This is a genomic window from Pseudomonas sp. SDT291_1_S447 (assembly GCF_054070155.1).
The window spans coordinates 1-13608 of the sequence record NZ_JBSVXS010000133.1 but is presented as its reverse complement, the minus strand read 5'-3'; the positions used below and the strand labels follow the sequence as shown (position 1 = coordinate 13608).

Here is a 13608-nt window from a genome sequence, read left to right as displayed (position 1 = left end):
GTGTCAGTCGACATCTTCTTGCCAGATACACCGCAATCGCGAGCAGGCTCACTCCTACAGGGGATTTGTGTTTTTCCGGAGATGGCGATGAGTTCAACAAAAGACCCGTGCATCAGCCTCTGCAAATTCACCGACGACATCTGCCTCGGCTGCGGCCGCAGCAAGCGCGAAATCAAAGCCTGGAAGAAACTCGACAAGGACGACAAGCGCACCGTACTGGCCGAAGCCGCGCTGCGCCTGATCAAACTCGGTGGCGCCGGTCGGCGGAAAAAGAAATAACTGTCGATCGATCAGCTAGTCTCTGATGCGCGACGGCGCACATCCGCGTATGATTCGCGACCCTTCGCCGATCCCTTCGGCCTAGAACCCAGATTTCAATGCTTCAGGCGCCGCCTGAACAGACCACACCGGGAGGTGCCCAGATGAGCGACATCATTCAGAAAGACGACCAGGAAATCGGCCCAGCAGGCGAAAAGCTGCAGAAAGTCCTCGCCCGAATCGGCGTCGGCTCGCGCCGTGACGTGGAATCCTGGATCAGCCAGGGCCGGATCAAGGTCAATGGCAAAGACGCCACCCTCGGTCTGCGCGTCGACATGCACGACGCGATCACCATTGATGGCAAGGTGATCAAGCGCGAAGAGGCGGCCGAATCGGTGCGCCGCGTGATCATGTACAACAAACCCGATGGCGAGATCTGCACCCGTGACGACCCGGAAGGCCGTCCGACCGTGTTCGACAAGCTGCCGCGTCCGAAAGAAGGGCGCTGGATCAACATCGGTCGTCTCGACATCAACACCACCGGTCTGCTGATGTTCACCACTGATGGTGAGCTGGCCAACCGCCTGATGCACCCGTCCTACGAGATGGACCGTGAGTACGCCGTGCGTGTACGCGGTGAAGTCGACGACGAGATGATCGAGCGTTTGAAGGCTGGCGTGGTGCTGGAAGACGGCCCGGCCAAGTTCACCGACATCAAGCAGGCACCGGGCGGCGAAGGCTTCAACCACTGGTATCACTGCGTGGTGATGGAAGGCCGTAACCGTGAGGTTCGTCGTCTGTGGGAATCGCAAGGTCTGGTGGTCAGCCGTCTGAAGCGCGTGCGTTTCGGCCCGGTGTTCCTCAACTCCGACCTGCCGATGGGCCGCTGGCGCGAAATGAGCCAGTACGAAGTCGACATCCTCAGTGCTGAAGTCGGCCTGACGCCGGTTGCCATGCCGCAGCTGAACGCCAAGAGCAAAGACAAGCTTGAGCGTATGCAGCGCAAATCGTCGCGGCCGATGGCCAAGACCGAGCGCGTACGTACGCTGCGTCCAGCCGCTGGCGCGCCGACCGGCCCACGTCCAAGCCGTGAGCCGCAGATCGAAGGCGAGCGTCCAGGTCGCAAGCCAGTCGCCCGTGACGGCGAGCGCACTCCGCGTCCGGCCAACGGTCGTACTGAACGTGGCGAGCGCGGTGCTCCTGCCGGTCGTGGTACGCCAGTGGCGGATCGTCCAGCGGACACCACCAACAAGCGTCCGGCCAAACCTGCGCCGAAGCGTCCGGGGATCAAGCTGGTTGATGGCGACAAGCCGTCGGGCAAGCGTCGTGGCGCACCGGCCGGTTCCGGTCAGCGTCCGGGGTTTGGTCGCAAGAAGCCGGAATGAGGCAGCTTTGAGCTTTTAGCGGCAAGCTTCAAGCCAAAGCAGAAACGCCAACCTCAGGGTTGGCGTTTTTTTTCGTCTGGCAAAAGGTATATAGCGCCTGGCAGGGCCTCTTCGCGAGTAAGCTCGCTCCCACATTGGAGCTGTGTCGTACACAAATCCCCTGTGGGAGCGAGCTTGCTCGCGAAAGGGCCGGTAGCGTCAATAAAGAAATCTTGGGCTAGAACACAAAACGCCCATCAAACACCGGCTTGTCATCCAGCGCCAAAACCCCACCCGAAAAGATCAGATCCAGATGATGACTGCCCTTGGCGCCACCGCCCAAGCCAAGGTGCAAGCCACAATGCCGCTCCTCAAATCCGGCATTACGCGCATACAAATCTTTCACGCCTTCATTGGTGCCAATCCCCAACTCCTCAATCCGCCGGTTTGAAGGGTTGGCATCCAGATACTTGTTGAAATCATGCTCCAGCCCCGGCACCTCGGTGGCGATGCGGCTGATGGTCGAGTTCTCGATCCACAGTTCCAGCGGCGATTCCAGCACACCGTATTTGCGCGCAAACGGAATGGTGCTGAGGAACGTGCCCTTGAATTTCACATGGCCATTGATGGCTTCGCTGTGCGTGGCGATTTCGCCGGGTGCGAGGTCGAAGTTGCCGATGCCGTTGATGTCGGTCCACTTCTTGATGCTGCTCAGCGGCGTTTCGAACCATGAGCCGTCGTCGTCCTTGAAGCTCAGCGTGGTCGCCTGGGACATGCGCTGAATCAGGTGACTGTTGAGCCCGGCAATTCGCTGCGGGGTGACGCTGAAAGTGTCGTAGAAATACTCGCCGTAGTCCTTGAACAGTAGCGACTTCTTCCAGTTTTCCGCCATCACGCCTTGCAATGCGCGGACGAACTCCGGGCCGTCGGGACGCGGGTTGGGCAGGGTGGAAGAGTCGTAGAAGAAAATGTACAGATCGCTGTCGGTAATCGCCGAAGTCAGCGTTGCGGTGCTTTCCAGGTCCAGACGTCGGGCGCTGAACTGGAAACGAGGATGATCGCCTGCCTGTTCGGCGATGGCGCCGGTCAGCGCTTCATAATCAGCCGTGTGGCCTAGCAGTACCTTCGCCGAGTCGAGGCCGGCAAGGGCAGGGTGGTGTTCGAGGTAGTAAAGGAAATGCGAGATCGCGCGGGGCTTATCCATGAGTCCTCCCTGACTGACCGTGAAGAAAGTGGCAGGCACGACCGGCCGGATCGTGCCTGCCCGGGGATGTCTTACAGAGGCCACATCGCCGTGCCGAACGGAACTACCGCGTCGGCTTGCATCATTTCTACTGCTGCCTCGTGGGTCGGTGCTTCAAACCATTCGTCCAGTTGCAGTTCGGTATCCAAGTCTTTTTCCAGTGCTTGCATGGTCGATCTCCTAGATGACTTTCACGGTTGTGACTGGCCGGTCGAGGTGGCCGGCAAGACGTGAAGAACCTAGTTCAGGGATTTTTGTAATGCAAAAAATTATTCATTTAATTTTTAAATAGACTTTTTATTCTGTTTTTTAACTGGGTTTTTCTTATTTGAAAACAAAAAACTAAGTCGTGGTTTTCATTAGCAAGCTAGCGACCGTCAATTTGCAGACGTCCGACAGAATTTTCTGAAATGGAAACTCTGCGTTACGCGTCGTAAAGAAATGTTTACGAAAAAGCCGGGAAAACCGAGTGAATACCACCCTCCATGGGGGCTGTAAGGAAAAGCTGCCGAAGCCTGGTCGGCCGGGCGTTGCGCAAGGCTCTGGCGCGCTTGTTTCAGCGGCGTTTGCAGGGTGAGATGCGCCCCATGCCTGTCGTGCAGGTGCATAACAAGAAGGAGGCGCAATGAACGCCGTGACTGATCTCCACCTCTCTCCGTGGGACGGTTTTTTCCTCGTCCACGCCGATGGCCTGCAAAGGCCTGACTCAATTTTTGCAGCCGCTCGAGTGTCTCGAGGCGGACACACGCAATCCCGGCAACCATCACGCTGATCCAGCGGGGTCTGGCAGCAGGGGGTTAGCGGTGTACAATGCGCCGCGTTTTAACTGTGACCCTCTGCGTAATCGCAAAAATCTCAAGGCTATCCGCCTTGTTCACTCCGTGGCGCCACAAGCGTTTCGGGTTCGATTTCGTCACAGATAAAAACAAACAGGTGACGCATGACCGTTGTAAATAAGCTGAACTCCTGGTGCCTGCGCTGGGGTTTGATCGGGGCTGCTTGAAATCGCAACCTGGCAGCAACGTCTACTGAACATCATCAAACCTTGCGTGAGACCTTTTTCATGAGTGGACAACCCTCGCAATCAGGCGAGCTGAAACGCGGCCTGAAAAATCGCCATATTCAACTGATCGCCCTCGGTGGCGCGATCGGTACCGGATTGTTCCTCGGCTCGGCCGGGGTACTGAAATCCGCCGGCCCGTCGATGATTCTCGGCTACGCCATCTGCGGCTTCATCGCCTTCATGATCATGCGCCAGCTCGGCGAGATGATCGTCGAAGAGCCGGTGGCCGGTTCCTTCAGCCATTTCGCGCACAAGTACTGGGGCGGCTTTGCCGGTTTCCTGTCGGGCTGGAACTGCTGGATTCTGTACATTCTGGTGGGCATGTCGGAGCTGACCGCGGTCGGCAAATACATCCACTACTGGGCGCCGGACATTCCGACCTGGGTGTCGGCTGCCGCCTTCTTCGTGCTGATCAACGCGATCAACCTGGCCAACGTCAAAGTCTTCGGTGAGGCCGAATTCTGGTTTGCAATCATCAAGGTCGTGGCGATCGTCGGCATGATTGCGCTCGGCAGCTACCTGCTGGTCAGCGGCAACGGCGGCCCGCAAGCGTCGGTAACCAACCTGTGGTCGCACGGCGGGTTCTTCCCGAACGGGGTGAGCGGTCTGGTGATGGCCATGGCGATCATCATGTTCTCCTTCGGCGGTCTGGAAATGCTCGGTTTCACCGCCGCTGAAGCCGACAAGCCGAAAACCGTGATCCCGAAAGCGATCAACCAGGTGATCTACCGCATCCTGATTTTCTACATCGGTGCTCTGGTTATCCTGCTGTCACTGACCCCGTGGGACAGCCTGCTGGAAACCCTTAACGCGTCCGGCGATTCCTACAGCGGCAGCCCGTTCGTGCAAGTGTTCTCGATGCTCGGCAGCAGCACCGCCGCGCACATCCTCAACTTTGTGGTGTTGACCGCGGCGTTGTCGGTGTACAACAGCGGCACCTACTGCAACAGCCGCATGCTGCTGGGCATGGCCGAGCAGGGCGATGCGCCGAAAGGTCTGGCGAAGATCGACAAGCGTGGCGTGCCGGTGCGGTCGATTCTGGCTTCGGCGGCGGTGACGCTGGTCGCTGTGTTGCTCAACTACTTTATTCCGCAGCACGCGCTGGAATTGCTGATGTCGCTGGTGGTTGCGACGCTGGTGATCAACTGGGCGATGATCAGCTTCTCGCACTTCAAGTTCCGCCAGCACATGAACAAGACCCAGCAGACGCCGCTGTTCAAGGCGCTGTGGTATCCGTACGGCAACTACATCTGCCTGGCGTTCGTCGCGTTCATCCTCGGCGTGATGCTGCTGATCCCGGGCATTCAGATCTCGGTGTATGCGATTCCGCTGTGGGTCGTGTTCATGTGGGTCTGCTACGTGATCAAGAACAAGCGCGGTGCGCAGCAGGCCGTGCACACGGCAGGTGCTGCCAAGTAAGCGCTGACGCAGAAACACAAAACCCGGCCTGAGCGCCGGGTTTTTTTATGGCTGCAAATGTTGGAACGCTATTGATAGTCGGCGACAGGATAGTCCCGGCACAGGGTTTCGACCTCTGAACGAAACTGCGCGAGGAGCAGGGGTTCCAAGGTGTAATCCTGTTCGCCGAGCGGCGCCACCGTGTTCAGAATCCGCACGATCAAATCGACGATCTGGCGGCTGCCGTGGACATCGACCCGGCGTTGCGCCAGCGCGCCCGTGCCGATGCGCAGCCCGCTGGTGACAAATGCCGAACGAGGATCGTCGGGTACGCGATGTTTGCTGACGATGATCCCGCAGTGCCCCAGCGCCGCCTCGGCGATAGCCCCCGTGATGCCACCCCGCAAGCGAACCAGCACCGTGTGGTTTTCACTGCAGCCGCCAACCACTTCATAATCCTTGGCCTGAAACGCTTTGGCCATTTCATCCGCCGTACTGCGGATCTGCGCCATGCAGGCATCGAATGCTGCAGACATTGCATAACCCAGCGCGGCAGCTTTCGCAGCGATCATGTTGGCAGCAGGCGCGCCCTGCATTCGTGGGTACACGGCTTGATCAAGCAGGCGACTGAAGGTGGTCCGCAAGCCAGGAATCTTGGTGTTCGCATCAGCACCGCTGAGAATCACGCCACCACGAGGCCCGGCGAGTTGCTTGTGCGTGCACGTGACGGTGACGTGGGCGGCGTCGATCGGACTTGGATGGCGCCCGGTGGCGACGAGCCCGGCGATATGCGAAATGTCGGCGAGCAGGATGGCCCCGGCTTCATCGGCAATTTCGCGAAACCGCTTGAAGTCCACTTCACGCGAATAGGCGCTGGCGCCGCAGAGGATGACGCGTGGGCGATGGGCGAGTGCGAGCAGGCGCACCTTGTCGTAATCGATCAAGCCGTCTGCTGTCGTGCCGTACTGAATCGCCTTGTAGTAGGCGCCGGAAAACGCGGCGAGGCTGCCATGCGTGAGATGACCGCCGTGTTCCACCGCCATGCCCAGCAAGGTATCGCCAGGCTCAAGCAACGCCGTGAGCACCTGATAAACAGCGTTCGACGCTGAGTGTGGCTGCACGTTGGCGTATTGCGCGCCGAACAGTTGCCGCGCCCGGCGGATGGCCAGCGATTCGACCCGCTCGACGTTCTCGCACCCTGCGCTGTGGCGCTTGCCGGACATGCCTTCAGCGGTCACGTTGACCAGCACGGAAGCGGAGGCCGCCAAGGTTCGCGGCTGGACTGCGCAGGAGGAGGAGACCAGTGAAAGCGTGTGCTGTTGACGCGTGACTTCAGCGTCGAGAATTGCCGCCAGTTCGGCGTCTTCTGCGCGGAGATCTGCCAGGCCGCGTCGCAGCAAGTCAGCCTGGTTCTTGAGCGGTTCAGTAATGACTGCCATTGCTTGATTCCTTCCCTGGTTTTGCGTGATTTGCGCATGTCCTTGCTTGCCAGATCTGTACAGGCGAATCCGTGTTTTGACCGCTGTGCGCGCAAAACTAAACCCTGTACAGGCCTCCCGGTTTTTCGTCCTCTCACTCTTGAGAATGCGACGCCGGATTGACGCATCATAAATTTTTCAGTGAGGAACGCCACAGAATTAATCAAAAAAATGAACATTATTCAAAGAAAATGATTCTTTTTGTGGTCGCGTCGGGTGTAAAACAGGCATTGCCCGGGGACGATTTTCAGGCCTCGGGTGGAAGTCGACAGGAACTGACGAGTCAGTGAGGAGGCTGAAATGACCCCGCACGTTGGCGGAAGCAGCCTGTGAAAGCTGACTTTTTATACCGAACCCAGGGAGGGAGAATGCTATGATCCTGCGCGGCACTGACAGGGATATAACTGCAATTTCCTACCTCACTTGTGTATGTCCGGAATGATCATTCGGGACGTGACATTGATTGCAGTTAAAAATGGATGATAAGCATGTGATGCACAGAAGAGAAAGATCGGAGAATCTGAAGAACAACATCAAATATCTGATAAAGAGTCGCGGGGAGACGCAACTGTCCTTGTGCAACTCCAGTGGTTTGACCCGAACGACCATCTACAACATCCTTGAAGGCAAGGTGGTCAATGTCCAGCAGTCCACTGTGCGCAAGATTTCTGATTTCTTCGGCGTATCTTACGAAGAAATAGAGACGATTGATTTTGAAGAAAAGGAAATCATCGAAAGCAGTATTTCGCCACAGGGGAACATGAATCCGGCGGCGGTGCCTGTCATCAAGGAAAGTATGCTGCTGCAAAGTCTGGATAAAAGAATTGGTGAGTTGGCCACGATTCATCCACTGACTTACTATTTTGGCGCGTCCTTTAACCTGATTGGCGTGCTGCTGGAAAATGAAATCAGTGGCATGAATGAACCCGGCGATCTGCTGATCGTGCAGAAAGGAGCATCGACCAGCGACAGGGAAAAGCTGGTGTATGACAAAATCACAGCGAAGTTATCTATAAGCCATGAAGGCAGCTTCGATACGGATCGTGTATGCGTGATCGGAGATGTAATCGAGGAACGATTTAATGGATTGCAGTGTTGACGTTGAAAACAGCAAGTACAAGTTGCTGGGGTTCGAAAATGGAAAAAGCCTGGCCGTTATCATGGTTATTGCGACAGGCAAAATAATTAAAATAAAGCTAAGTGAAGTGTTGAATAGTGAGATTATGGATAATCTGAATAAAATCGAAGTGAAAAACCTCTACAAGAAGTTTTACTCCCAGGGCGGAGCACTCACCGCTTACGAAATAAATGACCGGCATGAGAGTTCCTGGATGATCTACATCATCCTGAACCTGATGCTGTTCACGCTTTATATTTTTACCAGTATTGCAGCGACAAAACCGATCTACCTCGAGTATTTCGATATTGTCGTAACGCCGGGCACCTTCCTCTATCCGCTGACATTCCTGATCGTCGACTTGCTTAACGAAACATTTGGCCTGCGGCTCGCGCGAAAAGCGATCCTGTTCGCGTTCATCAGCAACGCCGCGATTATCATTCTGCTGGCCATCACGACCCATCTTCCGGGACTGCCGGGTTGGAAACTCGATGGCGCTTACAATGATGTTATCAGTCAGTTGTCCGCAGTCCTTGTAGCGTCTTCTATATCGTTTCTGGTTTCCGAGAACATAAACTCGTACCTGTTGTGCAAGATTAAAGAACTCACAAATTCCAGGTTTCTGTTTTTGCGAGTGTTTTTAAGCACATTGTTTGCCGTGATCATCGACAGTTTTCTGTTCTGCTATATCGCGTTCTACGGAACGATGGAAAATAGCGCGATACTGGGCATGATCTACGTTCAGATCGCAATCAAGGTAGGTTTTGCCTTCTTTAATATCTTGCCGGCCTACGGCGCAAGATCTTTGTTCAAGAAATACCTGACGGGTGCGCAGACGCAATAAAGAGAGGAGAGCGCTCACTCAGCTTGCTTGAGTGAGCGCTTCTTGTTGCGTTTTTACTTTAAGCCAAGTTTCTCTTTCAAGCGTTGAATCACCTGCACTTTATTGTTCAGGAACTCATTCAAGCCTTTCGCGCGAAGATTGCAGGCATCGCAATCGGAACATCCAGTGCCTTTGATGCCGTTGTAGCAAGTCAGTGTTTCTTCGCGAACCAGATCCAGTTGATGGTGGTAATCAGCCAAGGCCCAGGTTTCTGCCTTGTTCAGCCACATCAATGGCGTATCCAGTTGCAGCTTGTAATCCATGCCCAATTCAAGGGCTTTATTCAAAGCCTTGACGAATTCATCCCGGCAATCGGGATAGCCCGAGAAGTCGGTTTCACAGACACCGGTAATGACCGTTTTGGCCTGGACTTGATAGGCATAGATAGAGGCCAGGGTCAGAAACAGAATGTTCCGTCCCGGAACGAAGGTGCTTGGCAGACTCTCGCCTGAGCTGTTAACGGTCGGGACCGGAATGTTATCGCGCGTCAGGCTGCTGATGGCTAGCTCATTGAGCAAGGACACATCCAGCGTTTTATGCACGGTGACACCGAGCTTTTTCGACAGCTGTTGCGCCACTTCAATTTCTGCGTGATGACGCTGACCATAGTCGAACGTGATGCAGTGGACTTCATCGTAGTGGGTCAGGGCGTGGATCAAGCACGTGGTGGAGTCCTGCCCGCCGCTGAATACGATAACTGCTTTGTTGGTCATGGTTATGCTTCCTGCATTGAGGTCTTAAGGGCAAAAGGGGAGATGATACTCGAAATAGGGATGGAGTTCGGTGCAGAGTCCAGATGCGCGCGTGAGTCCGTGAGCGGCTATCTTAAAGTGGAGTGAGGCTAGTCCCCGAGGATTTCCTCTCCTTGCAGGTGCTCAAAGGTGCAAACGCTAGATCGCGGTTAGCGCGTCCCGTGGAGGATGCTCACGCGGGACGAAGTTCCGCAACGGTTCGATTTTTCGAAAACTAAACCGATAAAAATCAGTCTTCAATCTCGAGGATTTTTATCTGTCGACCAATTATGTAAAGCTCTCCATCCTCGCGTATCTGGGCAAGTGAAGCAGGGTCGGCGTCCATGTCGTAATTTCCATCAATTTCCACACACCAGACGTCGTCAAATTTCAAGATCCTAACCCCAGAGCATATCGAGTTAAACTGATTGCCTCTAACTTTTGCACTTAACTCCTCCACCGCCCCCACTACCACCTTTACTTTCTTCCATACGTTGCCTTCAACTCTATGATCTCTGGCATAGAATATTACTTGCGCGGCAAGGGGTTCGCTGGGAAGGTAAAAAAATTCGAAAGAAAGAATTAACCCATCTTCAAAACGATGAAAGGCCTCCGAAACCTTGCTTACTTGTTCCATAGACACTACCTATAGGTGGTGAGGATTGCATACCTGATTGGGTTACTCCTCATCTCTGATGGGCCGTACTTGGTTTGAGGTGGACGGCACCCCGGATCATGACTAGATGAGAAGTTGTCGATTCTACCAGGGACAGACTTCGTTTGTTTGATCTTCAATAGCTTGGTCTTTTTACGAGAGATTCTTTGTGCTTGTGCACGAAAGTCAAATTAACCATTGGAGCGCGAAGAGAGTAATGCAGCTTTAGGATTTTCTTTATATCTAAAGCATGCGCCGTCTCACGAAAGGAGTTTTAAGTATAAATTCACGAGTAAACGGTGTTGGAGTAGGGTCGGAGTCGGCTTCAACCAAGTTATTCGCAAACTCTGAAAATTCTACTATCTGTTCGGGAGGGCCAGAGATTAATATTGCTCGAGTGTCAGAGTGATCTTCACCTAGCATGACGACAATGCATTTTTTCGAACATAGTACTGCTATCACTTTATGAAATAACTTTAATGAGGAGGCTTGAGAGAAGTCTGTACCTGAAACTCTATAAATTTCACTAATTACACTGAGGATCTCTTTTTTATCACTTTCATCCAATTCCATCTCTGACAAAAATATTAATGCATTCCATCCTTTGTATATGGCTGTCAAAAGTATTTTTATTTCTTCGCTACTGGAGGCAGTTGAGAGGTCGCAGAAATTATGCTTCCCCTCAATGTCTAAGTTTAATTCGAGATGTCTTCTTTTGTTCGTCGCGGCCAAACCAAGCTTTCCAAATGCTCTTTTATGTAGGCCTAGTTTTTTCGCGATACTGCTACTTGAATCGAGTTCGGTAGCAAGTACGGTATATATATTATATCGAAAGAAAATTGGAGCCAAATAATCAAAGATCGAGCCGTAATCATAGCCTGTAGCCAGATACCATAATGAGTCGCATGAGTTATCAAAGTGAAACCCACCAGATTTGGTAGCAAGAACAGACCCGATATCAACGATGGTTTTCATTGTGGCTACCCTTTTGAATCTTGGTTCTCATATAACTAATGTTCTTCATTTAAAACGTTAGAAAAGGACGGGGTGACATTATCTTAATTTTTTCAGGGGTGGACTATATTCAAGAAATTCAATAAGCCAAGCTAGGCGACGTGGAGATTATCCATCCCAGCTATAAACAGCTAAATCAGCTTATGGGAATCAGTAGAAATCATATATGGGTCAGGGCTTTTTGTAAGCTAATATAGTGTTAGTTCGGGCGGATTATCAACCCTGACGCACTTTACTTGAATTAAAATAGACGGCTTGCGGAACAAGAACAGATGTTAGGGTGCCGATCTTGTTAGGGGTAGACGGTGTATGTTGGTTTTTTGACCATATGATCCACCCCCTATATGCTCCGCAAGATCTACTTCAAGGCCGCACAATCAAGGCTTTCTTTCTTTGTAATTACACTCCGCCACTCTTGCAACGTTCTCGCTTTCATCATTGAGCAGCTTTTCAAGAATTTCGATAGGTGTTTTTCTATTTGCAGCTATTGCACCTCTCACCACGGAGCAGGGATCCAGGGAAAGTCGCTCGAACAATGTAAGTGATAATTTTCGCTTGGATGCAACGAAACGTCGGACACTGGCATCGAACGCACATAGCTCTTCAAGAATTTCCAGTGGTATTGTTTTATTGTGAGCCACCCATCTTCTATGCTCAGGAAATCTTTCAATTACTTCGCGCCACACTGAAAGAGGAGCCTCTTCCATTGCTGCTCGATCATAATCGACTTTTATTTCACTATCGCGCAGCGCGACAAATTCTTCAGCAGACGTAATCATTTAGCATTCTTGCACTTCAAAGATTTAAAGTTTATATTTTTCCTGCCCGCTCTTATGTTGCTCATATAGTCACCGTAGGTATCAGTGTCAGCAATCCATACTTTTTTTGATCGTGGACCTTTCCAATGAATTAAACGGTAATGCTGTTATTCAAGAACGCTAATAACTGTGTAAGGACGGGCTCACCAGTAGAGGTCAATATCACCCCAATCTCGGCAGAATTTCCACTTGCAGATACTATTTTCCTACCAAGTACTTCTCCATCGGAGGTACACAAATCCAAGGAGTAATAAAGTTTTCAGCATCAACCTCCTCTCCGTCGAATAATAGCTCTATTTCACTTGGAAGAAACGTCAAGTAGGCACTGAATCTATCGCCCGAATACTCGTAGTGACCGTAATTTCTTTTTAATACAATATTTAGATGCCTCGAAGCCTTTTCGTAAATATCGCCTAAAAAATTATCAAGAACATCAAGTATTTCCTGTCGCTCACTCATATTTTTTTATACAGCATTCAAATATTTTCTCTCCGCAAATTTCACTATAATCAACAGAGATTTGCATAGAGAGTTCGGCGTCAATTAACCTGATCTCGTCACTTTTGGATTTATCAAAATCAAAACTCGCACATAGGGAAGCGCCGCTTGCGAGCATGTAGGCTCCACAATATTTCCAGTCCTCATCTATAAACAAATAGTATTTCCGATTCTCGATTGCTGACGAAGAAAAGTTAATTGCTTCAGTGGATAGCGAATATTCTTTGCGCACACAGGAGATCTCGCGCTTCGTCATTAGCGCTGCGATTACGCTATCTGTTTCCGGTAAACTTAAAAGCAGCGATCCATCAAAAGGTAGAGCTACAAGTGAGGCTAACTTTTCTTGATAGTGACTAAGCAGTTTTTTTCCTTGAGCCTTTCTATAAAGAACTTCTCTTTTATAAGGATCTATATTCATTTGCAGCACCCTTGTTTATAGAAAGCTTTCCCTTTGCCGTTGCGTAACTGAGGGCGGCCATGTTTACTCATCCTTGGACTTCCGTTATCGTCAAGCTTTACTTTACCTGCTTCCCAATGTGGTTTGTCTGGATGACTTACGTCCATTGTTTGTTGTTGTACGGATGATTGTCCGTTACCTCCACCTGGTTGTGGTGAGTCGTAACGATATTCCCACCCGGATTTATTTTTGGATTGACCGCTGGGTTGCTGACTTGTGGGTATACCGGCTTGCCTCATGGCTTCGCGTCGAGCTGCTCTAGACGTAACAAAGGGATTATTTTCGCTACCCAGTGGTTCGTTACTTAGCCCCCATGGATCGGTCCACAGTACCGGGTTCGGCGCATAAGCATAAAGATTGATTCCCCCCGCGTAGCCAATCGGATCCTTACTAACAAACCGCCCAACCCCCGGATCATAGTACCGATGACGGTTGTAATGCAGCCCCGTCTCATGATCGTGATACTGCCCCTGGAACCGTATCGGGTTGATCACGCCATGTTGCCGCGCCCACTCCGAACGCTGCTCCGTCACCTGCCCCCACGCCTTGTACTGCGCGGTCCAGGCCATGTTGCCTTGCGAGTCCGTCAATTCCTGCGGCGTGCCGAGGTGATCACACTGATACCAGGCCA

14 protein-coding genes are annotated in these 13608 nt (G+C 52.2%); 5 read left to right on the top strand and 9 right to left on the bottom strand.

Translation table 11 applies throughout. The features are described from left to right. The first annotated feature begins 87 nt into the window (after nt 1-87). On the top strand, nt 88-279 hold the full coding sequence (locus ACW9IR_RS25485; protein WP_007919669.1) for a DUF1289 domain-containing protein: 192 nt from the start codon (nt 88-90) through the stop codon (nt 277-279). Between the two features lie 143 nt (nt 280-422). Then, nucleotides 423-1643, top strand: coding sequence for a 23S rRNA pseudouridine(2605) synthase RluB (gene rluB / locus ACW9IR_RS25480; RefSeq protein ID WP_095122761.1), 1221 nt, complete (start codon nt 423-425; stop codon nt 1641-1643). A gap of 217 nt (nt 1644-1860) precedes the next feature. Here the strand turns inward: rluB and ACW9IR_RS25475 are convergent, their stop codons facing one another. Further along, nucleotides 1861-2826 (bottom strand): M29 family metallopeptidase, encoded by a 966-nt coding sequence (locus tag ACW9IR_RS25475; protein ID WP_102901785.1) that lies wholly within the window; start codon nt 2824-2826, stop codon nt 1861-1863. 71 nt (nt 2827-2897) lie between these two features. Further along, nucleotides 2898-3035, bottom strand: a complete 138-nt coding sequence (locus tag ACW9IR_RS25470; protein ID WP_003222780.1) for a hypothetical protein — start codon at nt 3033-3035, stop codon at nt 2898-2900. A gap of 893 nt (nt 3036-3928) precedes the next feature. On the opposite strand from ACW9IR_RS25470, the gene ACW9IR_RS25465 reads away from it, so the two are divergent. Beyond that, on the top strand, nt 3929-5347 hold the full coding sequence (locus ACW9IR_RS25465) for an amino acid permease (RefSeq protein WP_457465399.1): 1419 nt from the start codon (nt 3929-3931) through the stop codon (nt 5345-5347). A 68-nt stretch (nt 5348-5415) separates the two neighbouring features. On the opposite strand, the gene ACW9IR_RS25460 is transcribed toward ACW9IR_RS25465, so the two are convergent. Then, nucleotides 5416-6765, bottom strand: coding sequence for a serine hydroxymethyltransferase (locus ACW9IR_RS25460; protein ID WP_457465397.1), 1350 nt, complete (start codon nt 6763-6765; stop codon nt 5416-5418). Between the two features lie 532 nt (nt 6766-7297). Here ACW9IR_RS25460 and ACW9IR_RS25455 point away from each other — a divergent pair. After that, the gene (locus tag ACW9IR_RS25455) at nt 7298-7903 is read left to right on the top strand and encodes a helix-turn-helix transcriptional regulator (protein WP_077571669.1); all 606 of its coding nucleotides are present in this window, start codon (nt 7298-7300) and stop codon (nt 7901-7903) included. Beyond that, entirely contained in the window at nt 7887-8765 is an 879-nt protein-coding gene (locus ACW9IR_RS25450; RefSeq protein WP_016987923.1) for a queuosine precursor transporter, read from the top strand. The genes ACW9IR_RS25455 and ACW9IR_RS25450 overlap by 17 nt, the downstream gene beginning before the upstream one ends. Nucleotides 8766-8818: 53 nt before the next feature. On the opposite strand, the gene queC is transcribed toward ACW9IR_RS25450, so the two are convergent. From queC to ACW9IR_RS25420, 6 genes are all read right to left on the bottom strand, one after another. Next, nucleotides 8819-9517, bottom strand: a complete 699-nt coding sequence (gene queC, locus ACW9IR_RS25445; RefSeq protein WP_457465395.1) for a 7-cyano-7-deazaguanine synthase QueC — start codon at nt 9515-9517, stop codon at nt 8819-8821. Between the two features lie 268 nt (nt 9518-9785). Then, nucleotides 9786-10172 (bottom strand): hypothetical protein, encoded by a 387-nt coding sequence (locus ACW9IR_RS25440; protein ID WP_457465393.1) that lies wholly within the window; start codon nt 10170-10172, stop codon nt 9786-9788. Nucleotides 10173-10433: 261 nt separating this feature from the next. Next, nucleotides 10434-11165: a hypothetical protein gene (locus ACW9IR_RS25435; RefSeq protein ID WP_457465391.1), complete on the bottom strand. Its 732-nt coding sequence runs from the start codon at nt 11163-11165 to the stop codon at nt 10434-10436. Between the two features lie 416 nt (nt 11166-11581). Further along, the gene (locus tag ACW9IR_RS25430; protein WP_102901780.1) at nt 11582-11983 is read right to left on the bottom strand and encodes a hypothetical protein; all 402 of its coding nucleotides are present in this window, start codon (nt 11981-11983) and stop codon (nt 11582-11584) included. Nucleotides 11984-12473: 490 nt separating this feature from the next. Continuing rightward, nucleotides 12474-12938: a hypothetical protein gene (locus ACW9IR_RS25425; RefSeq protein ID WP_095114477.1), complete on the bottom strand. Its 465-nt coding sequence runs from the start codon at nt 12936-12938 to the stop codon at nt 12474-12476. Further along, on the bottom strand, nt 12935-13608 hold a 674-nt coding region (locus ACW9IR_RS25420), incomplete at its 5' end, for an RHS repeat domain-containing protein (RefSeq protein WP_457465389.1). The genes ACW9IR_RS25420 and ACW9IR_RS25425, both read right to left, overlap by 4 nt.